16 protein-coding genes and 1 pseudogene are annotated in these 22,290 nt (G+C 59.9%); 6 read left to right on the top strand and 11 right to left on the bottom strand.

The window, feature by feature from the left end:
* Positions 1-12: 12 nt before the first annotated feature.
* From ACVWYZ_RS08965 to menA, 4 genes are all read right to left on the bottom strand, one after another.
* Complete coding sequence (locus ACVWYZ_RS08965; protein ID WP_457466848.1) at positions 13-3,486, bottom strand: hypothetical protein; 3,474 nt, start codon at positions 3,484-3,486, stop codon at positions 13-15.
* The gene (locus ACVWYZ_RS08960) at positions 3,468-4,646 is read right to left on the bottom strand and encodes an LptF/LptG family permease (RefSeq protein WP_457466847.1); all 1,179 of its coding nucleotides are present in this window, start codon (positions 4,644-4,646) and stop codon (positions 3,468-3,470) included. Before ACVWYZ_RS08960 ends, ACVWYZ_RS08965 begins: the two co-directional genes overlap by 19 nt.
* A gap of 63 nt (positions 4,647-4,709) precedes the next feature.
* Positions 4,710-6,563 (bottom strand): LptA/OstA family protein, encoded by a 1,854-nt coding sequence (locus tag ACVWYZ_RS08955; protein ID WP_457466846.1) that lies wholly within the window; start codon positions 6,561-6,563, stop codon positions 4,710-4,712.
* 154 nt (positions 6,564-6,717) lie between these two features.
* Positions 6,718-7,659, bottom strand: a complete 942-nt coding sequence (gene menA, locus ACVWYZ_RS08950) for a 2-carboxy-1,4-naphthoquinone phytyltransferase (protein WP_457466845.1) — start codon at positions 7,657-7,659, stop codon at positions 6,718-6,720.
* 271 nt (positions 7,660-7,930) lie between these two features.
* Here menA and ACVWYZ_RS08945 point away from each other — a divergent pair, with 271 nt between their 5' ends.
* The gene (locus tag ACVWYZ_RS08945) at positions 7,931-9,577 is read left to right on the top strand and encodes an isochorismate synthase (RefSeq protein ID WP_457466844.1); all 1,647 of its coding nucleotides are present in this window, start codon (positions 7,931-7,933) and stop codon (positions 9,575-9,577) included.
* 148 nt (positions 9,578-9,725) lie between these two features.
* The gene (thrC, locus tag ACVWYZ_RS08940) at positions 9,726-10,805 is read left to right on the top strand and encodes a threonine synthase (protein ID WP_457466864.1); all 1,080 of its coding nucleotides are present in this window, start codon (positions 9,726-9,728) and stop codon (positions 10,803-10,805) included.
* Positions 10,806-10,828: 23 nt separating this feature from the next.
* Here thrC and ACVWYZ_RS08935 read toward each other — a convergent pair whose 3' ends face one another.
* From ACVWYZ_RS08935 to ACVWYZ_RS08915, 5 genes are all read right to left on the bottom strand, one after another.
* Entirely contained in the window at positions 10,829-11,734 is a 906-nt protein-coding gene (locus ACVWYZ_RS08935) for a hypothetical protein (RefSeq protein WP_457466843.1), read from the bottom strand.
* Between the two features lie 338 nt (positions 11,735-12,072).
* Positions 12,073-13,473, bottom strand: a complete 1,401-nt coding sequence (locus ACVWYZ_RS08930; RefSeq protein ID WP_457466842.1) for an AtzE family amidohydrolase — start codon at positions 13,471-13,473, stop codon at positions 12,073-12,075.
* Positions 13,470-13,658: a DUF4089 domain-containing protein gene (locus ACVWYZ_RS08925; RefSeq protein WP_414355470.1), complete on the bottom strand. Its 189-nt coding sequence runs from the start codon at positions 13,656-13,658 to the stop codon at positions 13,470-13,472. The genes ACVWYZ_RS08930 and ACVWYZ_RS08925 overlap by 4 nt, the downstream gene beginning before the upstream one ends.
* Before the next feature lie 93 nt (positions 13,659-13,751).
* Entirely contained in the window at positions 13,752-14,384 is a 633-nt protein-coding gene (locus tag ACVWYZ_RS08920; RefSeq protein ID WP_457466841.1) for a hemerythrin domain-containing protein, read from the bottom strand.
* A gap of 153 nt (positions 14,385-14,537) precedes the next feature.
* Entirely contained in the window at positions 14,538-15,404 is an 867-nt protein-coding gene (locus ACVWYZ_RS08915) for a tRNA (5-methylaminomethyl-2-thiouridine)(34)-methyltransferase MnmD (protein ID WP_457466840.1), read from the bottom strand.
* Between the two features lie 124 nt (positions 15,405-15,528).
* On the opposite strand from ACVWYZ_RS08915, the gene accD reads away from it, so the two are divergent.
* The 3 genes from accD (at position 15,529) to ACVWYZ_RS08900 (ending at position 17,914) form a co-directional block, all read left to right on the top strand.
* Positions 15,529-16,473, top strand: coding sequence for an acetyl-CoA carboxylase, carboxyltransferase subunit beta (accD, locus tag ACVWYZ_RS08910; protein WP_414408999.1), 945 nt, complete (start codon positions 15,529-15,531; stop codon positions 16,471-16,473).
* 239 nt (positions 16,474-16,712) lie between these two features.
* On the top strand, positions 16,713-17,108 hold the full coding sequence (locus ACVWYZ_RS08905; RefSeq protein WP_414349838.1) for an STAS domain-containing protein: 396 nt from the start codon (positions 16,713-16,715) through the stop codon (positions 17,106-17,108).
* Positions 17,109-17,209: 101 nt separating this feature from the next.
* Complete coding sequence (locus ACVWYZ_RS08900; protein ID WP_414383511.1) at positions 17,210-17,914, top strand: class I SAM-dependent methyltransferase; 705 nt, start codon at positions 17,210-17,212, stop codon at positions 17,912-17,914.
* A 75-nt stretch (positions 17,915-17,989) separates the two neighbouring features.
* Here ACVWYZ_RS08900 and ACVWYZ_RS08895 read toward each other — a convergent pair whose 3' ends face one another.
* The gene (locus tag ACVWYZ_RS08895; protein WP_457466839.1) at positions 17,990-20,206 is read right to left on the bottom strand and encodes an NAD-binding protein; all 2,217 of its coding nucleotides are present in this window, start codon (positions 20,204-20,206) and stop codon (positions 17,990-17,992) included.
* A gap of 437 nt (positions 20,207-20,643) precedes the next feature.
* On the opposite strand from ACVWYZ_RS08895, the gene ACVWYZ_RS08890 reads away from it, so the two are divergent.
* Complete coding sequence (locus tag ACVWYZ_RS08890; protein WP_457466838.1) at positions 20,644-21,690, top strand: Fe(3+) ABC transporter substrate-binding protein; 1,047 nt, start codon at positions 20,644-20,646, stop codon at positions 21,688-21,690.
* An 82-nt stretch (positions 21,691-21,772) separates the two neighbouring features.
* Here ACVWYZ_RS08890 and ACVWYZ_RS08885 read toward each other — a convergent pair.
* Positions 21,773-22,290, bottom strand: a pseudogene (locus ACVWYZ_RS08885) (zinc ribbon domain-containing protein); the annotation flags it as partial.

Raw genomic sequence — 22,290 nt, 5'->3', positions numbered from 1 at the left:
GGGAAGCGGGGATCAGGGCCTGAGGCCATCCGAGCCGGTCGCTTCGGCGTCGCGGAGCAGAAAGGTGCCGATAGGGGAGGTGATGGGAGAGGTCAGTTGAAAATCTCCCCGCTCTTGGGTGAGGCCCACCGGGCGACTGGGGAAAGCCACCAGGATCCCTTCCAGGCGCAGCGACTCGGCTACCGGATCGTAGGCCAGGCGCAGCTCAAAATCCCGCAGGTCGCGGCGGACTTCCACGCGGCGGATCCCTTCTTCCGTCAGGCCCAAGCGCAGCCGCCAGTGATTTTGCCATCGCGTGCCGAGGGTGGCATCCAGCTCCAGACCATAGGTAGAGATCTGGCCCAACCGGGGATCGTAAACCGCCTGCAGCGCATAGCTGATCCCCGGCTCATACACATCCAGGCCAGAGCGTTGATCCCGGTTAAATGTGGTGCTGCTGCGTCCCCGATACTCCAGACGAACGGGTTGGAGCTGTCCCTGGTTCAGGTCGTAGGCCGTCTGCAACTGAATGTTGAACAGATCAGGGACGGTGCTCCAGGTGAAGTTGGCGTTGAGGGTATCCCACTTCTGGGTGATGAAGTCGTAGCCAAGGCTGGTGTCCAGGCGCACCAGGTTTTTCACCTCTGCCTGCAGCTCCTGCAAGTTGCGGGAGGCAATCGCTGCCAAATCCTCCGGGGTATCGTCGGGGAAGGTCAGGGCTATCGGCAGCTCGCCGGGCAGGTCATCTTCAAAGGCAATGTAGCCTGGGGGCACATCGGGTAGGGGATCGCGGGGCGTAAAGAAGCTGATGTTGGCATTGATGCGATCCACATCTTTAGGGCTGGTGGAGAGGGTTTGGAAGGGCACAGAATTGTTGCCGTAGAAGGTGCGGCTGTAGCGCAGGTCGATGGTATTCCAGTCGGCAGGTCTGAGACTGAGGCGAGGGTTGAGGCTGACGGTAGACTCCTGGTCAGGAGTGGAGTAGAGGACTTGGGTGTAATCGATAGAACCCGGCATGAAGGTGATCCAGGGAGCCGGTTGAATATCGTTGAACTGGAGGCTGGAGCGCAGCTCGTAGCGATTGAAAAAGTGGAGACCTGCCCCCACCTCTTGATCCGGCTGTTGCTCTTGAGTCAGGGTGAGGGCGCTGCTGAGGGCAATATCGGGCGTGATGCGAATGAGGTCGGGGTTAAAGGCCAGCTCGAAGTTGCGACGCGGCTCGTTGTCGCCATTGGAACTGCTGTAGGCACGGTAGGCCAGGCGATAGGTACCTCCCCAACCGGGTGGGGTCAGTTGAGTGCCCAGCGTCAACCGCGCATCGGCAAAGTCGGGGCCATCTTTGACGCTCACCCGCTGGTTGTAGTCCAAGCGCAGATCCGATTGCAGCCAATGCACGCCCCCGTAGCGCTGAGTGTGGCTGAGGGTGAGGGGGAAGCTGTAGATGCCCCGCTCCTGGGATCCGGTGCGGCTGATGTTGAGGGTGGTGGTGGAGAGATCCCCCTGAAAGGTGGCGTTGAGACGCAGATCGGCGTTGTCGTTGCGCCCGCCGGCAGGACGGTAGGTGTTGTCCAGGTTGAGGTTGAGCTGTCCCCGCAGTTGGCCTTCCTGCCCAAAGAGGTTGGCAGCGTAAAAGTCGAAGTTGTGGTCGATGCGGAAACGGCTGGAGAAGCGCTGTTGGTCGGCTTCGGTCACCAAGTAAAACTGGGCTCGCCCGTAGTTGACACTGTCCGGGATGGGCAGGATGTAGTCGTGCAGGAAGCCGATGCCCAAGCCTTTTTTCTGCATGACATCCAGCCGCAGGCCGCCGAAGTTGTATTCGTCGAAGCGGTAGGCCCAACTGGATTTGACAAACACCCCCTCTGTCTCGCTGCGCCCCGGCAGCACCCACTGGTGATCTCGCAGGCTGTAGATGAACAGGGGGAAATAGGCGATCTGAAGGCCCGCCCGCAGATCCCCTGCTTCTGTCAGCTCGCCGCCGGCAAACACGCGGGCGTCGTAGACGATCACCCGGTCATCGGGAAACACCTCCACCCGATCCCCTTGCACGTAGTGGGTGATGGGTGGCTCTGGCGAGGTGGTGACGGTGGCTTTCTCGAAAAAGATCTGATCCCCCAAAATGGCGGTGGTCTCTTGGCTGCGCACAAAAACCTTGGTGCCCGGCTCCTCCCCCGGCAGAATGACCAGCGAGCTCTCAAATTGGGCGGTGCGACCGGGGATATCCAGATCCAAATTTCGCCCTTCGATTTGCCGGATCCCCCGCCCTTGGGGGCCAGGGGGCTGCTCCATGCGAAAAGGGCCCTCGCTGCGCAGGCGTCGCTCTCGCCGATAAAACAGCAGCCGGTCGCCGGTGATGCGGGTGCCGTCGGCCAGTTGGATCAAGGCGTTCCCCTCGGCAATGCCCAGATCCTGTTCGGCGATGTAGCTGAGGACATCCCCACTCACGTTGATTTGATCCGGGTCGAGGGGGATTTGCCGCTGCGCGGTGGCCGAGAGTTGCTGGCGAATCTGGGATCCCTGGCTGCCGGTGCCAAGATTTTCTGCCGCTGAAACGGCATCTGCACCAGTGCCCAGATCCTGTAGGAGCGGGAACCGCTCCAGCAGTTGAGGAGCCAGGGGTGAGCCAGCGGTGGGGATAAAGGCTTCCGTTCCCCTTGGAGGGGATCCCGTCAGCCCCGACCCAGGGGTGGCCTCTGCCAACAGGACACCGCCCAAATCCAAGCTCCCACCGGCTTGGGAGATCAAGGGAGGAACCGTCGAAGCTGGGATCCGATTTAACCTTGCCTCTGAACCGGCTCCACCTTGCAGTTGGGCCGTAGCCCGGTTTTCGCCATTGGATTCCGATCGCGTTAGCGGGACGGAGTCCTTGGTGGGGCGCAGCCAGGGTTGCTCTTCCACCTGCAGGGCTTCAGCCTGAGAAGTCATGGGCTGGGAAAGCCGAAGGGAGTTCAGGCTGGGAACTGCCGCGGTGGGCGTCGCCGGTGAAGGGGGTTGGGGAGAAGGTGTTGCCTGGGCCTGCTGCGCCTGTCGCCGAGCATGGGCTGCTGCCCCTTCGGCCAACAGCCGTTGTAGCCGCTGTCGGTTCAGTTCTTCTGGCGTGAGGGGCTTTTCAGGAGAGTTGGCAGAGGGAGGAGAGACCGGGGCCGCAGGGGGTAGGGTTGCCGCAGTCAAGGCCGTAGCAGGCAGGGGAGAAGCAGCCGCCGGCGGGGAGGATTGCGCCTCAACCAGGGTAATGGGATCTCCATCGGTAGGAGCAATCGGTTCTGGACTGGAAGCCCGGCGGGCCAGTTGCAGGCGCTGAGCGGGTGTTTGCGCTGACCGAAAGCGCTGGTAGCCCTCCAGAGAGAACTCCGTCCCGCCGACGCCAACAGTGGGCAGGGGGTCCAACTGGGCGAAGACGGCCTCCCCCGTCCCCAACCACAGGGAGCCGCCCCAGCAAAGAGCCAACCACTTTGCCCAAGGGCTGAAGTCAGGGGGGAAGTTGCAGGATTTCACCGTAAAAACCGCCACAGTAAAGAAAGGCCTACCCCACCGAAAATCATATTCGGCAACCAGGCAGCCAGCCAGGGATCGATGTGCTCAACTCGACCCATTGCTCGTCCCAGGCTCATCAGTACATAGTAAATAAACACCAGAACGATCGCTAGCGCCACGCCGCCGTAGCGCCCAGTTTGCCGCACCGTTTGCAGGCCCAAGGGGGCAGCCACCAAGATGGCGAAGAAGCTGGCCAAAGGAATGGCGAACTTGAGGTGGTATTCTGTCAGGCAGCGGGCCACATCGGCAGAAGGGCGTTGCTCCGCTCGATATCGCTGGCACTGCTCCCACAGCTCCCCCGCCCGTTGCTCTTGGGGCACTTTTTCCGCGTACACCAGGCCCACCAGTTTGTTGACGATGTTTAACTCCATTTCTTCTACCTGGCCTTCGTAGTAGGTGCGCCCCTGCTCGTCATAACGGCGGATCACCACATCTCGCAGTTGCCACGATTGGCCCACCTGCTGCGCGGTTTGGGCGGAGATCACCTGCGGATAGCGCAGGTGGCCGGTCTCAGCTTTGCGATCCAGGATCAGCAAATCCCGCATCAAGCCGGTCTCTGGGTCGAGGGATCCCACATGAAACCAGAGCTCATCATCCACCCGCACGATCTCTTCTGGATTAAACAAAAGGGCATCCTGAGCCAAGATGAGGTTCTTGTTCAGGGTTTTCACCTTTTGGTTGGTTTCCGGCACAATGACTTCATTGGTCAACAGTGCCAAGCCGCTGATCAGCAGGCCAATACAGAGCACGGGAATAAACACCTTGCGGTAAGGGATCCCAGCAGCACGCAGGGCGATGATCTCGCTATCGGCTCCCATTTTGCCCAGGGTGAGCAAGGTGGCAAAGAGGCCGGCAATGGGAAAGGTGACCACCAAAATGGCGGGCAAATTGAGGATGAGAATGTGCAAAATGGTTAGCGGAGGAGCGCCCTTTTTCACCAGCAGATCGGCGTAGATAAAGAGCTGGTTGCCCAGCATCAGCACCGTCCCCCCGGCCACTCCCAGAAAGAAGGGGCGAATCATCTCTTTGAAGAGATAAAACTCCAAAAAGGCAGCCCCCAATTTCAGGGATCCCCAAAAGCTGCCCGTTTGAGCAGGAGCTCTGCGCAGTTTACCCTCGGCGAGTGGGGCAGTCATTACATCACCTCGGATCACACTCTCAGCCAAACCTAGACGATAAAAAACCCCAGATGGAGCCCATCAGAGGGCGTCGGTGATGCGAAACTGAAACATGCCCTGCTGCTGCTCGTCTCCTTCGACGGTGTATTCATCCCGTTTCATGTTCAGGGTGACCAGCTTGCCGCTGAGGCGATTGGCGCCCCGGCACATCTGATCCAGCGCGTTGCGGCCCGGCAGAGCTTGGGTGCTCTCCCCGGGAAGGCGGTTGACCTCTCCCCGATCGCAGAGCACCACAGGAGCCTGTTCGGCGCTGATTTTGAAAATTTGTTCTCGGTCGAAGTAATCGGCGCGATCCCCTTCGATGGCGCGGTTGGCCTGCACAATAACCACATTGCCGAAGAAGCGGGCATCGCCGCTGGCTTGGTCGATCTCCACCCGGTCGGCGTAGATCACCGTCGGCTGATCCACATCCGCCTGGGTCTCCGGGTTTTGTAGCCGCCGCGCCAGCCAGTCCCCTTCGATCTGCTCGATCACCACCTCTCCCCGCAGCTCCACCTTTTCAGGGGTGATGGTGGCTTGGTTGGCCTTGGCCCTACGTCCCCGCTGGATAAACTCGACGGCATCGCTAAACTCGGAAGTACCGGTGCGGGAGTTGTAAACCAGGCGGGCAGCCCGCACTTCGGTTTCGGCTTGGCGCAGTTCTTCCGTCAGGGATCCCCCGCCGGGCGTGGGGATAGAGGCAGCCATCTGCCGGTAAAGGACGTTCTCTTCAAAGAAGAAGATCTTGTCGCGGTGGTTGCCCTCTAGGCGGGCTGAGGTGAGCACCCGTCCGGGCTCTTCCAGGGTGACCCCTCCGGTCAACAAACTTTGGGATTCGCGGCGGCGGTAGGTGCCCTGGGCCGACCGGATGATGGTTTCCCCCTGCTGGATCTCCAGGTTGCCTTCCCCTTGGGCAATTTGCGTGTTGCGGTCGTAGGTGAGGCGGTCGGCGATGATAGTGACTTCTTGATCCTGTCGGTTGGGGGTTGCCTCCGGGCCGGGGGAAGCCTGGGCCAAGCGCAGATCCGCCAACAAGGGATCCCGGCTGCTGTCGCCGGCCACCTCCTGTAACACCACGCCGCCGGAGAGAATGCTTTGGGCCTGTTGCCGCAGGTAGGTGCCCTGGGGAGCGCGAATTTCGATGCCACGTTCGCGAATGCGCAGGTTCCCTTTCCCCTGAGCCACTTGTTGGGTGCGGTCGTAGGTGATCTGGTCGGCGGTGATGGTGATGGAAGCGGGATCCGCTGCAGCACTGGCCACCCACTGGGAAGCGCTGGCGGGATCGGTCGGGGGGGCGGCTGCCGGGCTGTCGGTGCGCAGCACCACCAGCTTGCCCTGCTGAGCGCTGAGAAGGGCAAATTGAAAGTTAAACGAGCCAGAGCGGCCCTGCAACACCATTTCCCGGCCTTTGAGGGTGAACTCCGCGGGCACCTCGATGCGTTCTTCGGGGGTGACTCTCAGGGCGCTGGTCAAGAGCAAGCTGCCATCGTCGCTCCTCACCTCTACCTCGCCATCCAAATACAGCTCGTCGGCGGTGGCATTGTAGCGGGCTCGCTTGGCCCGCCAAGTCATCTGCTCGCTGCTATCAAAAAAGGGATCCGGCACCCCTTCCTGTCGGTCGGCGCTTTCTCCGTAGAAGTAGCCGTGCGCCCCCTGCTCAAATACCTGTTGCCCGGCTGCCAGATCCACCTGCTCGGCGATCAGTCGCCAACGCTGATGGCCTCCCCGACGACCCAAGATATCTACCCTGCGGCTGACCGAGAGGGGCTGGTCGGGGGGAGGAGACTCCACCTTCACTTCTTCGATGTCGATCAACAAGGCCCAGCCCACCAAAGCAGCCAAGATGCTGCTCCCCAACAGCGCCACCCCCAGGTTGGAATTGAAGAATCGCCGCATCCTGTTTTCGCTGCCGCCTCACCTCGACCCGAACTGACCACTCCCCTTGGAGCCAACGCTCTAAGCTAGCACTCTAGGCTGTAGCTTATCCCATTTTGCCGGCTGCACCGGGGGGATCCCGCGCACACCTAGCCTTAAGCCGACTTTTCAGCCTTCAGCCATAGCGGCTGAGGATGAACCCTAGCCCCAGAAACAGCCCCAGCCAAAAATGGAGACTGACGGCGATGAACTTGGAGTGGCTAATCCGCTGCGGCTGATCGTGATAGGTACCCAGCAGGCGGGAAAGCCGCACTGCAAACGGGATCCCCGCCAAACTCAGCAGTGTCCAAGCCGGAAAGATCCCCAGCCCCACAAACAGCAGCATCAAGGCAAAAAGGCTGCTGCAGAGCCAGGGGATGAGGCGGGCCGAGCGCAAGGTTCCCAGGCGGGCCACCGGCGAGCGCTTGCCACAGGCTAAGTCATCCTGCACTTGATGGAAATGGGAACAAAACAAAATCAAGCTGGTCGCCATTCCCACCACCAGTGAGGCCGCTAACCCCGGCAGCGACCAAGTCTGGCTTTGGCTGTAGTGGGCAGCCGAGACCGCCAGCGGCCCAAAGCTGAAAAAGCAGAGGATCTCCCCCAGGCCCTGGTAGCCCAGGCGCAGGGGCGGCCCTTGGTAGGCATAGCCCAGCCCACAGGCCACCAGCACCAACAGCAGCACCGTCGGATCCCATTGCCGCCAGCTCAGCCACAGGATCCCCAGCAGACCCAGGGCCAAAAAGGCATTCCCCACCCAAAACACCTGCCCCGGCTTGCCCGTCAGGTTGACCAGCGAGTGGAGTTTGTTTTTGTCCACCCCTGTCTGGGCATCGAACACGTCGTTGCTGATGTTGACCCAGGCCAAGATGCAGATGGCGGCTCCCAAAAACACCCCCAAAACCCCCAAGTCCAGCACCCCTGACTGGGCATAGGCAATGGCGGATCCCACCCAGATGGGCATGATCGCCACACTGTACATGGGGGGCTTGAGGGCAGCCATCCACAATTGCCGGCGGGAGGGGTCACTCCATGCGACCTCTGCTGGTGGCTGCACTTGGCCGACGTCTGGATTCATGGGAGTTCTCCTTGGGAAGCAAGCCTGCTCTGGGGCCTGTCTCTGGATCTGTCTACAACCATCTGCTCTGTAGGGTAGAGCGCCTGAGAAAGCATCCCCCAGGATGCTAAGAAACTTTGCAGTCCGTGAAGAAGCTCCTCAGATCTGGCCCCCAGAAGCTCAGGCTGCCGGCCCTTCTCCTAATCTCTTATCCTAAAGTCATCTTCTGCCGGTCTCCATCGACGGGTGTCCTGTTTTCGGCCAAGGTGGGATCGTCTTCTTTTTCTTGCGCATGACCTCTTCTCTTTCCCCTTGGAATGCCCACGGTACGCTTGAGTGCCTGGAGTGGCCGAGAGCATGGCCGCCGACTCGCACTTCTACCTGGACGGACGAGGCGAGGGATCGGCGCCACTGGGATCCCTTCCTAACCGCCTGCCAACAGATGGCGCGGGCGCGGGGCGTGCCCCAAATCCTCAGCTTGTCCCAGCCCATCCCAGAGCTGGATCCGCTGGCGGTGCTGGCCCAGAAGCTGGGTTCTCTCCCCACGAACCGATTCCCGAGCTACTGTTATTTCTCCCACAAGGCCCGCGGGGAAAGGGTGCGGGTGCTGGGGTGGGGATCCCTGCGGCGGGTCGATCTCTCGGGAGAAGGGGGCTTGCAGGCGGCGCGGATTTTTGTGGAAGAGCTGCAGCCCCATGTCCATACCGCTTGCGTCGGCAGAATGGAGCCCTCTGAGGTGGGGGGATCCCCAGGCAGCCGGCAGGAACGCCCTCTGTGTTTCTGTCGCCTCAGTTTCAGCCCCAGGAGCAAAGGGGGGGCAGCGCTGGTGCTGCCACGTTGGCAACTGTTGCAGGTGCCAGACTCCTGGGGATCCCTGACGGTAGCGCGGCTCAATCTGGAAATTGCTCCCGAAAGTGACCTAGCAGCTTTGGCCGGGCAGATCACCGCCTTTTTTGCCCAAATGGAGCGCCTTTCTCGATCCCCCTTGCCCTTGTGGGAATTGCAAGCTCCCGTGCCGGTGGAGGTGGAGGAAGCTGCCCTCTTGGGGCGCATCCAAAAAGCCCTGCAGGCGATTCGGGCGGGATTCTTAGAAAAGGTGGTGCTGGCAGAGGCTGTGGATCTGCACTTGCCTGCCTCGCCATCGATCCCGCCTCTGCTGGCTTATCTGGAAAAGCATCATCCCGATTGCAGCATCTTTGCCTTCGCCGCTCGCGCTACTCGGACGGAGTCCCTGGGGGCAGACAGGCGGGGGAGTTCGCCGGCCAGTCCTCTCCCTCTGACCCAAGAGGGGATCTCTCCCCAGGTTTTCTTGGGGGCCACTCCGGAGCGCCTGCTCTCTGTGTGGCAAGGTCGGGCGCAGATCGATGCCTTAGCCGGCTCTGCAGCCCGTGGAGCCACCAGCCACCAGGATCAGGTGCTGGCCGAGAGGTTGCTTTGCAGCCCCAAAGACCGCCGAGAACATGAGTGGGTGGTGCGCTCGATCCGGGAGGCTCTGGGTCGGTTGGGGATGGATCCCTGCATTTCCCCTCAGCCTCGGCTGCTCCGTTTGGCCAACATCCAGCATCTGCAAACTTTGATCGAGGCCGAGCTCCCCGCCGATGTGCATCTGTTCGACCTGCTGGCCCAGCTCCACCCGACGGCGGCAGTGGGAGGGTATCCCCAGCAGGCGGCGCTGCAGTGGCTGGAGCGGTTGGAACCCTTTGATCGCTCTAGCTATGCTGCTCCTTTGGGCTGGGTAGATTTACAGGGCAATGGCGAGTTTGTGGTGGGGATCCGCTCCGCCCTGATTCGGGGGGATCGAGCCCGTCTGTATGCCGGTGCCGGGATTGTGGCCGACTCCAACCCAGAGCAGGAGCTGGCCGAGATTCGTCTGAAGCTGCGCTCTCTGGTGCAGGCTCTGGCCCTACGCCCTGCGGCTCTCCCGCTCCCAAGCCTCTGAGAGAGGGGATCGAGAGGGTGTTTCTGCCGCCACTGCGCGAGGTTGATACGAACCGCTCCACGAACCGCTACAGTGAGAAAGCTGGTCTTTGATTGGCCTCGGTGTTCTCTGCGGCATGGCGACCCTAAATCCCACCCATCCCCCTCGTATGGCCGGATCCCGCGCGCAAGTGGGGCTTTGGCCCGGCCTGATCCAGCACTATCGGGAATGGCTCCCCGTCAGCGCCAGCACACCTGTGGTCACGCTACATGAGGGCAACACGCCCCTGGTGCCTTCCCCGGCTTTGAGCCAACGGCTGGGGCGAGACTGCCAAGTTTACCTGAAGCTGGAGGGCCTCAACCCCACCGGTAGTTTTAAGGATCGGGGTATGACGATGGCGGTGTCCAAGGCCAAAGAGGCCGGAGCAGAGGCCGTGATCTGCGCCAGTACCGGCAACACCTCGGCGGCTGCCGCTGCCTTTGCAGCCAAAGGGGGTCTGCGGGCCTATGTGCTGATCCCAGATGGCTATGTGGCCAAGGGCAAACTGGCCCAAACCCTGATGTATGGGGCGGAGATCATCGCCATTCAGGGCAACTTCGACCAAGCGCTGGCCATGGTGCGGCAACTGGCGGAAACCTACCCAGTGGCTTTGGTGAACTCGGTTAACCGCTTCCGCTTAGAAGGGCAAAAAACCGCCGCCTTCGAGGTGGTGGATGCTTTGGGGGATGCCCCCGATTGGCTCTGTATCCCGGTGGGCAACGCGGGCAACATCACCGCCTACTGGATGGGGTTTTGCCAGTATCGCCAGCAGGGCAAGGCTACCCGTCGCCCTCGTCTCTACGGCTTCGAGGCTGCCGGTGCTGCTCCCATGGTGTTAAACCGGGTGGTGGAACACCCAGAGACGGTGGCCACAGCCATTCGCATCGGCAACCCTGCCAGTTGGGTGAAGGCCAAGGCGGCAGTGCAGGTGAGCGGCGGCCAGGTGGATAGCGTCACCGATGAGGAAATTCTGGCGGCCTATCGTCTCCTGGCCGCAGAGGAAGGGATCTTTTGCGAGCCGGCCAGTGCAGCCTCGGTGGCAGGATTGCTGAAATGGCGAGAGCAGGTGCCTGCTGGAGCACAGGTGGTGTGCGTGCTGACGGGCCATGGCCTCAAGGATCCCGACACGGCTACCCACCAGGGATCCGCTCCTATCCACACCGGCGTTGTCCCTGAGCTGTCCGCTGTTGCCCGTCTGATGGGTTTTTAGGAGAGTCGATAAGTCGATACCGGTCAGGCAGCCTGCGACTTCATGGGCTCCGAGCAGGCCAAAATGAACTGGTCGATCTCCAGCAGGATGCGTTCTGCCTCGGCCAGAGAGGCCGGTACGCTTGCCAGCACCTGGGCATCTACTTCCGCAGCCTGCTCCGCTTCTTGCAAGAGGTTCATCGAGTCATGGCCGAGCAGGAGCTCCAGCTCGTTCAGGGTTACCATGGCCAGCTGCTCCTCGGCTTGATGGAGCTTATTTCGTAAAGTCTGAACTTGTTCGGTTTGCGCCTTCAGCCCGACTTCCGCCTGCTCCGCGCGAGACATAGCCAGTTGTGCAGCCTGCTGGGCCTCATCCCGCTGAGCTTTCAGGAAGGCCATCTCTTGCTCCAATTGTGCCAATCGCTCTTGCAGGCTGTAAATGTGCTGATCCCGGTCTCCCAAAGCTCGCTCTAGCTCGCGATTTCGAACTTCCATCTGCTGACGAGCTTCGTTCGCTTGGGCTAGCTGTTCCGCCAAGTTTGCCATTTCCTCTTCCACGTTGGTAAGCCGACTCAAGCGTTCCAAAACCTGAGCATTTTCGGCTTCCAGTTTCTCAATCAGCGCTTGAGCGCTCAACAGTTCTGCTTTGGTGGAGTCCAGCTCGCCACAGACTTGATCGTAGTTGGCGATTAGCTCGCCAAGCCGGGCTTCTTTGGCTTGCAGTTCTTCTCGCAAGGAGTTCATCCAGCGGTCGCTCTGCTCAATCCGCTGTTGCAAGAGCGGCAGTTGAACCAGAGCTTGTTGGGCAGCACTGAAATAGCCAAGGAGTCGTTTGAAGTGGCGCTGTAGGTGGCTGTGGGACTGATCCAATTTGTCGAAGGCTTCGTTGAGAGAGAGATAGGCCTCGCACAGTTTCATGTAGCGCCGAGCCACAGAATCAGGATGATCCATAGGGTTATAGAGTCCAGGTGGGGGTGCCGTGTCCATTTTATGCCGTTCATTCTATCGGCCAAGCCCGGAAAAGGAGGCATTCGATACAACAACTGGGGGCTTAATTTTACTTTAATATCCGGTGCCCCAATCTCTCTTGCGAGCCAAGGCCAAAGATTCTGCCCCAATACAGCTTCAGACGTTACCCACAGGCTACACAGAGACTAAAGCGGCTCCTCAAAAGCAATTGAAATCTTGTCTTGACCACACAACCGGTTCATCTACATATTTAGTGTTCATGAGAAGATGCCCACGAGCTCTAGCGCTAGATGTGCTGCAAAAGTAGGGCTCTTCATGGCTCAAACCGGCTGCGCATTGGGGATCCCTAGCTTCTCCAAATAGGCGGCTGCCCGCAGCAACTTGGCTTCTTGATAGGGGGCGGCCACCAGTTGTACGCCAAAAGGCAGGGATCCGCTCTCGCGCAACGGCAGCGAAAGCACCGGCAGACCGATAAACGAGAGGGGCTGGGTGTAGAGGCCGAGGTTGGGCCGGGTGAGAACTTCTACCCCATCGATCACCATCTTCTCTTGGCCAAGTAAGGGGGCAGAGCAGGGGGTGGTGGGGGCAATGAACAGATCGATCTCCTGAAAAATGGTCTGCACCTGCTGGCGGTACCAGCGGCGAAAGCGCTGTGCCTGCAAGATCCAACTGGCGGGCAGCAAAGCTCCGGCCAAAAAGCGATCCCGGGTGGCCGGATCGAAGTCGTGGGGGCGAGTTCGCAGGTTGGGCAGGTGCAGGTTGGCTCCCTCGGCAGCCGTGATCAGGTAGGCGGCGGCGCGGGCGCGCTGGGCTTCCGGGATCCGCACAGTCTGGCGGGCCCCCAGGGCTTGGGCCACTTTTTCTACTCCGGCCAAGATGGGGGGCTCTGCCCCTCGGGCAAAGTAATCATCCGCCACCGCGATGCGCAAGCCTTCGATCCCCTGCCCCAACTGCCCAAAGGTGGGATCCACAGGACGCCGGGTACAGACGGGATCTTGGGGATCCGGCCCTTGCATAACATCGAAGCTGAGGGCAATATCGGCCACCGAACGGGCCAAGGGGCCCACGTGGTCGAAGCTGGCGGCAAACAGAGCCACCCCTGCCCGCGACAGACGGCCATAGGTGGGCTTGAGGCCGTAGACGCCACACAAAGAGGCCGGTACCCGAATCGAGCCGTTGGTGTCGCTGCCCAGGGCAAGGGGCACCAAACCTCCTGCCACCGCTGCTGCCGAGCCGCCAGAGGATCCCCCCGCACTGCGGTTGAGATCGTGGGGGTTGTGGGTGGGGCCGTAGTGGCTGTTTTCGGTGACGAAGCCATAGGCATACTCGTCCATATTGAGGGTGCCCACCAAGATTGCCCCTGCCTGCTTGAGACGAGCCACCACTGTTGCATCTTGGATGGCCGGGGGGTTCTCGCGGTTGATTACTGAGCCAGCTAGGGTGGTGAGGCCGGCCACGTCAAACAAGTTCTTGACGGCAAAGGGCACCCCTGCCAGCGGGCCCACCGGGATCCCTTGAGCCACCTGTCGATCCACCTGCTCCGCTGCTTGCAGAGCCGATTCCTCCAGCACGGCTGTGAAGGCATTGAGCTGGGGATCCCGCCGGCGAATCCGCTCCAGACAGGCGGCCACCACCGCTTGGGCACTCACGGATCCCTGGCGGACAGCCCTGGCAATGGAGACCGCGTCGGCGCTGCCGAGAAGATGGGGATCGCCGGTCATACTTGCGAGTCAAAGGTGGGAGCTGGCTCAACCGTCGGCGGCAGTGGGAACTCCAGCACCTGCTGAGCAATGGGCAAAAAGCGGGCAAAGTTTTCGATCACCCCTGCTCGGTGGTCGGGATGCAGGGGCAGTTGCAGCAGTTGGGCCATCTGGTCGACGTAGGTTTCCGGATCCCAGGGTTGCATGGTTCTAGGGTCAGCAGGCCGGTTGCGGCAAAGATACCACAAGCTCGCCTGCGAACACCACCAGGCAGCCTCCAACAACAAGACCGTCGTTGGCTAGGGAGCGGCCATCTGCACAGCGTTGCCCTGCAGCGACCAGAAGCGCTCGTTGGGCAAGACAGGACGGGTTACCGCTTGCCGTTCCAGCTCCTCCAGAGCGACGCGGCGGCTACTTGCAGAGCTATTGGCGGCAGCGCTGGCCTGTAGGCGTTTTCGGAATAGGCGCAACTGCTGCTGCTCCGCGGCGGGAGAAACATGCTGGGTAAAGAGGGGATGCAAGATTTTCTCCTCCTGATCAAACTGAGCCCGCAATTGCCGATAGAAGTGAAGGGCAGCAGAAGGATCCACCTGCTGCGGGGTGCGCTCTGATTGGTGCAAAAAGCGCGTCAGCTCCGGGATCTGATCCCGCAGATGTTGCTCCAGCTGCTCAATTTGGTCGCTAAGGTGGGGATCCCCCTGGAGAGCCGACCTGAGCAGGGGGTAGAGAACATGGCGCTCCAGTTGAATGTGGCGGGAGAGGCGCTGTCGCAACCTTTGTACACAGAGGCGTCGCTGCTCCAGATCCAACTCCGGCGCTCGAGACAGGCGAGTCAAAAACTGCAGGATGACGCGGTGCTGTTCAGCACAAAGGGCAACCAGCGTACCGGCAGAGGCTGCTCGCGTCAGCGGGAGGGACTCCTCAGAGGACATGGCATTCACAGCAGAGAAGTTTCATCTCAGCTTAACTTTGTCAAGAAATGATGGCCTGCGTAGGGGTACGGAAATGGCCCAGATGTTTTGTATACACCCGGACGGCAATCCCGAGAACGGCTGCCCTGATTTGAACTCCGGCAACGCCACTCTCTAGGCTTGCACAGGCCAGCGGCGTTTCCAAGCAGAAGTGGGCTCCAAAGGGGATCCCTGCTGTTCCCGTTGGCGTTGCAGACGGATTTGCGCTCTATCTCCTTTCAAGGTGGGATCCCGGTAGGGCACGGCAGCGCGAGTTTTCAGGTGCTCCCACTCCATGGGGGAAAGAGGCGGCAGGTGGTCAGGTTGGGGCGAGGCCACTGTCCCCGGCCAAGGACGACCTATCGGGGGGGTAGAGCCGATGAAAAGCCCTGCTTCCAACAGAGCCGCTCGCACCGCCGCTGCACAGGAATAGGTGGCCAAAATGCCGGTTGGTCGCATCCGTTCAGCCACGGCCCGCAGGAAATCCACCGTCCACAGCTCTGGGCAAACAGAAGGCGAGAAGGGATCCAAAAACACCGCATCTGCCCACCCCAGCGGCACCTGCAACACCGTTTGCCGGGCATCGCCCCACAGCAGCGTTCCGCGCCAGCGCTCCGATTGCCAGGATCCCTGTTCAATCCAGTGTTGCCATTCTTGCCCAAAGCTCCAGTCGGATCCCACCCCTGCCTGCCAAGCTTGCCGGGGTACTTCCGGGGATCGCTCCAGGCCGATTACCTCCACAAGACAATCGGGCCGGATTTGCCAAATGGTTTCTAGGGCAAGGCCGGAGTTGTAGCCCAGGCCAAAGCAAATATCCAAAAGGCAAATGGGCTGGGCGGGATCCCGTTCCAACGGCAGCCGATCCAGCCGGCAAGGGCGGACAAACTTCTCCAAAGCCTCCTGGGCGGCACCACTGACGTTGTGAAAAGCCTGTCCAAACTCTTCCGAGAAAAAGGTCAGGGATCCATCCCCTGTGGTCAGCACCTGCCACCGAGTCTCCATCGCTTGCTGTTGTCTCTATTTTCAGTCGGGCGATTCTTTGATAGCTTGAGAACGTTGAGATGTGTTTCGCAGCTCACCGGCAGGGCTCTCGACATCCCTGAGTAGGGAGGATATTTCAACAGCTATGTCTCTACTGGATTGGTTTGCGGAGCGGCGCAGACAAACCTCTCTGAACCTGACAGGTAGCAGCCCCTTCGACAAAGAGCGTCAGGTAAGAGAGATTGCCGACGGCCTCTGGCAAAAGTGTCCTGCCTGTGACACCCTGACCTACACCAAGGATCTGCAGCAAAACTGGCAAGTCTGCCCTAGCTGTGGGCATCACCATCGCATTACAGCTCCAGAGCGGCTGGAACAGCTTTTGGATCCCGGATCCTGGCAACCCCTCGACGAGCACCTGGCTCCCACGGATCCCCTACACTTTTTCGACCAAAAGCCCTACTCCGAGCGCTTGGCCACCTACCAGGAGCGCACCCAGCTCAAGGATGCCGTCCTGACAGGGTTGGGAAGCCTGGAAGGGATCCCGGTGGCGATTGGGGTGATGGACTTTCGCTTTATGGGCGGCAGCATGGGCTCGGTGGTAGGCGAGAAGATCGCCCGCCTCACGGAACGGGCCACCTGCGATCACCTGCCTTTGATCCTGTTTTCGGCTTCGGGGGGGGCCCGCATGCAGGAAGGGATCCTCAGCCTCATGCAGATGGCCAAAACCTCAGCCGCCCTACAAAGGCACCGCGACGCCGGACAATTGTTCATCTCTGTGCTCACCCATCCCACCTATGGCGGGGTGACTGCCAGCTTTGCCATGTTGGGAGACCTGATCCTGGCCGAGCCGGGCGCGCAGGTGGGGTTTGCCGGGCCGAATGTAATCGAGCAAACCATTGGCAAGGGCAAGCTTCCCGAAGGCTTCCAAACCGCCGAATATTTGCTGGCCCAAGGGCTCATCGACGCGATTGTGCCCCGCACCGAGTTGCGCAAGCGCCTGGCCCAGTTGCTCTCCATGCACCGCCCCCGTTTGCATGTGTCCCTTCCTTCAATCAGCTCAGAGGCTTTAACCCTGCAGCCCATGCTGTAGGTAGATCTGGCTGGAACCTGAGATGGGTGGCCGAGGCGGGATCCCTTCCCTGCGGGGGATGGAGTTCCTGCTAAGCTCTGGGGCGGCTCTTACTTCATGGGTTTACACGGCTTCCCTCTGGCTTGTTGGGAGAGGAGCTGGGGGCGAGAGGGCAGATGTTTTTGGAGGGAGCCGCGCTGTCCCTGGGGATCTTCACAAGATTTCCTGGTGGGCGGTAGCGGATGGTGTTAAGGTGGGGCATGAGGTCTTCACTGGAAACGATGGATTTCAAGCTGCGCATCCGTACTGCTGAAACTCCGCAAGGGCAAAAACTGGCAATTGTGCCCCTGGAAGGTCGTTTTGATGCCAAGGCTGCTTCAGAAGCTCGGCAGTTGCTCCAGCAAGTTATAGATTTCGGTTACACCAATATGTTGATCGACATGTCATCGGTCACTTTTATGGACAGCTCTGGGCTGGGGGTGTTGATCTCGGCTTTGCGCAAGTGCCGTGCTGCTGGGGGCAACCTCAGCCTCTGTTGCGTGCCGGAAAATGTGGCCCTCGTCCTCAACCTCACCTCTATGGAAAAGGTATTGACCTGCTTTAGCGACCTGGAGACCGGCATTGCCAACTTTTCCAGCGCTCCCACGGCTCGTTAGGCCAACATTAGGCCTTACTTTTGGGGATCCCCCGATGCTCTTTTCAGCCCATCAGCGAATTCTGGTGATCCCTCTAGCAATTTTCTCAACAATCTTCAGCCATGCCCCAGACCGGCCTCGATACCTTTCAGCTTCTCTACCAGCACCACCGTGGCCCCAGCTTCTGCGAGCGCATGCTGGCAACAGCTCCTGGGCGCTTTAACGAAGCGTTTTGGCACTTCTGGCAGATGCACATCGAGCCCTGTCTGCCTCCTGCACCGCGCTTGTTGGATCTGGGAACCGGGCCGGGGTTTGCTCTGGGTCAGTGGGCGCAACGCTATCCCGGAGGACACTTCATCGGGGTGGATGTGATGCCCTACATGTTGGAGCGAGCGGCGGCAGATTTGAAGGGGATCCCTGGAATCCAGCTGTTGCAGGCCGACCTGCACGACCCTCACTTGCCGCTTGCGGCCAACAGCATCGATGCAGCTCAGGCAGTGGTGGTGTTGCACGAGATGGTGCAGCCCTTGCGCTTGTTGCAGGAGGTGTTGCGTCTACTCAAGCCGGGGGGGCGATTTTTGCTGGTGGATTGGGTGCGCGCCCCGCTCAGCCTCTACTTCGATGCCGATACAGAGGCCCAACTCTTCCAGTCGGACACGCCTTTGGAAACGCTGCTGGATCAGTTTACCCACTTCTACGAGCACAATCGCTTCAGCGCCGAAGACCTGGTGTGGTTGCTGGAGAAGGTGGGTTTCGCAGTGGTGGCTCAGCAGCTCTACAACCAAAATCGCTTTGTGCGACTTGCAGCCGAAAAGCCTATCTCCTGAATGTCCAACTGCCCATAACGAGATGTTTTGGACTACGGAGTGCAGAATAGACCAATAAACAGAACAGTGTCCAAATCAATTCAGATTACTCTCGCTGTTTTCGTTCATGGCTGCAGGGATCCAATGGGCAGGCTGCGCCTGGGCAAACACCTGCACTTCAGTGCTCATCTTGCGCAGTTGGCGGGCTAACTTGATTGCCTTGTCGCGGGGAAGGGGTGGGCTCACCACCGCCGGCAGACAGCCCAATAGGGGTTTCAGGGCCGTTTTGGGCAGGCGTGCGTAGAACGATAAAGCCGAGAGGATCTCCTCTTCAAAATAGGGGTTGCGATACTCTAGGAGGCGCACCTGATACAGCTCTGGGGGAAGAGGCCGTCCTTGGGTTAAGCGAATCAGGGATCCCACCGTTCCCATCACATAGAGTTGATCGCCTTCTTTCAACGGGGTCTTGCCCTCTTTTTGCCAGATCTTGGGAAAAACACAGGGCTTACCCGGTCGGGAGCGATGCAGCAAGATCACCAGGTCATAATCCTGGGCCAGTTGGTGCAAGGATAGCCCCAGGTAGTGGCAATGGGCAGAGACCTCCAGCAGCGTCACCAGCAGAGTTTCCCCTTGCCAAGCCAGAGTGCCGTAGACGGATCCCACCAGTGCTGCTGTGGCAAAAGCCCGTGCCCCCAACCCGGTAGCACTGTAGCTGATCCCCAGCGTCTGCATGTGGCGCTGCATCCGAGCGGCCAATTCGGGATCGGTAACCCGCAAAATGGTGCGGATCCCCGGTTGCAGGCTGTGGGCCGTCAGGGCCGTCTCCAGGTTGGTGAGATCGTCAGGGGTGGTGCAGATTAGGCAGCGGCTGCCCTGAATGCGAGCCTGCTGCAGCGTGCTTGCCAGGGCATAATCCCCACGAACCACCACCGCTCCCTCCCGTTCCGCTGCCTCCAAGAGAGGGTTCTCGCTATTGGGATCCACCACCACCACCTCGTAGCCCATCTGCCGCAACAACTGCAGCACCAAATAGCTCAGCCGCCCCAACCCTGCGATCACCACATGATCCTCTTTGGGCATACGGGCAGCCCGACCCAAGCCAAAGCGACTGCTCACCAATTTGTCGGTCACCAAGCCGTAAATCAACCCCACCAGGGCAGCCCCCACCAAGGTCATCATCACCGCCAGCACCTTCACCCCCAGCGGTGTTTCCGGCTGTTGAAAAGCCTCAATATCCCCGTAGCCCCCTGTCAGCACCACGATCGTCAGCAAAAGCCCATCGATGAGGGGTTTGCCGATCATCCTGAAATTGATCACCCCCAGCACCAACATGGCCCCCAGGGTGAAGGTGAGGGTGCGCACGATGGGCTTGACCTGTAGGAGTCCCTGCACTCCTCTGCGCAGCCAAGACCCAAGGGATCCCCGCCCCAGCAATCTGCCTTGCCGTTGTTGTCGCTTATCCTGCACCTGTTCGCTGGCCCAGCGCTGCGCCCGTGAGGAGCCCCGTCGCCCGTTGCGTTCCAGCAGTTGCAGGTAGGCTCTGGGGTTGCAAATGACCAAAACGCGATCCCCCTCCAGCAGCTCTGCCTCGTGGTCAAAGTCGTCGAAAACTCGCTGTTTGGAAAAGTCAGAAAGCCCATCCACCGGGTAATGAAACAGCACCCGCGCCCCAAAAGTTTCCTCCAGCTCCGAGAGGGGCATATGCAGCAGGCGGGAGTTGTATCCGATGGTCAGCTCTACCACGTTCCAGAGGGTGGTCTCTCGGTCTGAGACAAAGTAAGCCGGATCTGCCAGCTCTGGCGGAAGCGTGGCCGGCTGGGCTTCCAGCTGGGGCAGCTCAAAGTAGCCAACAAATTCGTCGGAAACAGCCTTGAGGGCAAAAGCCGGGGCAGCCAAAGCCGCCACCGATAGGGAAAAATGCTGCGGCAAAGCCGAGTCGAGATAGCGGGCAAGGCTGTGGTTGAACAGACGGGAGACGACACGCACCTGTGGATTGAGATCTCGAATCAGCAAAGCCAGCTCAAAGTTGGCTTGGTCATCGTCCTCCAGCAGCAGCGCCACCTTGACCCGCTCGATCCCAGCTTGCCGTAACACCTCCGGCTGTCGCGGATCCCCCTGCAGGTATTCCCAGTCCTCTTTCGGATAGGGCCGTGGGCCGGGAGCCACCACCACAGCCCGCTGTCCAAAAGCCTCTAGGGCCTGGAGAGTGAGCTCCACTAAGTCGTTGTAGCCGCAGACCAGGATAGAGACGCCCGGATCCCTGCCGTTCTCTTGCACCTGCGCCTGAGGTAGTCCAGAAAGGGAGCCCACCATACTCCGCCATCTACCCTGCTCCCGTTATACCCGAAGCCCTTCCAGCTTTTGCGGGTGTTGTCAATACTGCTCCGCGGGGCTCCGGCCACAGACCGATTGCTCAACAAGATCGGCAAGATCGGCTGGGTCGCCGGCCATCTCGAGTGCTGTCGAGAACAGGGGAAAGTTGGCCAGTTCCATCCCAAAGGGTGAGAGATGAGAAAAACTTCTAAGAGCTTGACCCGGTACTTGAGATCCTCTATCATTGCCCCAAGGCGAGGTTCTTGAATAAAAGTCTCAATAAAGCTGGCCTAAGATGAGGGTCAACGGAGTGAGATTTGCGGGAACCGCCTTTGTCCTTTGGGCGTAGCTTTCAGGTTTTTTCTCAGAGAGAGGCATGGCCAGCTTGGCCGGTGGAGCTGTGTCTCTTGAGATGTTTTTGAACTTAGGAGTTGGGTATGCGCTTATCGCGACGGCAATTTGTCAGTGGAGCCACGCTAGGTTCTGCGGCTCTGGCAGCAGGGTCTCTTCTGCGTCCGGCCCATGGCGCCAATCGGGAAGTGAACCTCTACACCTCGCGGCACTACGGCACAGACGAGAAATTGTACGAACTTTTCCAGCAGAAAACGGGCATTACCGTGAATTGGGTGCAGGGCAACGCCGACGAGATCGCCCAGCGCATCCGCAGCGAGGGATCCAACAGCCCCGCCGACATCTTCATGACGGTGGATATTGCCCGGCTGTGGCGGGCTCAGAACGAGGGCTTGTTTCAGCCCATCCAGTCCGAGACGCTCTCCAAAAATATTCCCGAGTATCTGCGGGATCCAGAGGGGTACTGGTTTGGCCTCACCAAACGAGCCCGGGTGATCATGTACAACAAAGACAAGGTGGATCCCAAGGAGTTGTCCACCTATGAGGACTTGGCAAACCCCAAATGGCGGGGCAAGGTGCTCACCCGCTCCTCCAGCAACGTCTACAGCCAATCCTTGACGGCCTCGATCATCTTGGCCCACGGGATCCCGGAAACAGAGCAATGGGCACGGGGTTTAGTAGCCAATTTTGCTCGTCCGCCGGAAGGGGGAGACACGGATCAGATCAAGGCCGTGGCCGCCGGAGTGGGAGATGTGGCTCTGGCCAACACCTACTATTTGCCCCGTTTGATCAAATCCGACAATCCAGAAGATCGCGCCGTAGCCGAGAAAATCGGCGTCTTCTTCCCCAACCAAGAGGATCGCGGCACCCACGTCAACATCAGCGGGGCCGGCATTCTGAAAACAGCTCCCAACAAAGAAGCAGCCATCCAATTTTTGGAGTTTCTCTCCGGGCCAGAGGCGCAGGCCATTTTTGCCCAGAGCAACAACGAGTATCCAGTGCTGCCAGGGGCCGAGATCGACTCGGTGGTGGCCAGCTTTGGCACCTTTAAGGAAGACACGATCAACGCTGCCAGCATTGGCCGTGTCACCCCTGATGCGTTAAGAGTCATGGATCGGGCAGGTTGGCGATAGGGGTTGGGATCGCCCAGAGCGCCGGGGTGGCCGAGAGTCTTCTTCATTGGCTCCCCGGCATGGCTTATGGCTCGGCCATAGATCAAAGCCAAGCCTCAGATTTTGGTCTTGAGACGTGACATACTCCCGCACTCATGCTGACGTATAGATAGAGAGCGGGCTTTCGGTAGCCCTGTAGTTGGCAAGCCAACCACGTTCGCGAAGCCAGCCGTAGGCTTAGCCTCTGGGCTGGTTTACAGCAGCCCCCAAAAGTGCAATCATATTTGCCCCATTCAAGTCCGCATTCCCTTCCCATCCACAATGCTCACACTCAAACTTCTTCCCACTGCGATAGGATCGCGCAGGGTCGGGATGGATGTGCAGACACCGGTGGCAAGTTTGGGATGTATAGGCAGGCGGAACAAGAATCAGAGAAACCCCTGCACGCAGAGCCTTGTACTCCAGAAACTGTCTCAGTTCTCCTTGCCAGACAGCTGTTGCAGCAGTTCTCTGCATCTGCGCCGCCAACTGCGTGTGCCCTTACTGGCTTTGCGTTGGAGTACCGCCCTCAACCGCAAGTAGTGGTCTCGGACGCTGTTCAACTGCTGTCCATTCCAGTTG

It is taken from the genome of Thermostichus sp. MS-CIW-37 (assembly GCF_054060065.1).
Note: the sequence above shows the minus strand (reverse complement) of the source record. Positions and strands in the feature narration are given on the sequence as shown.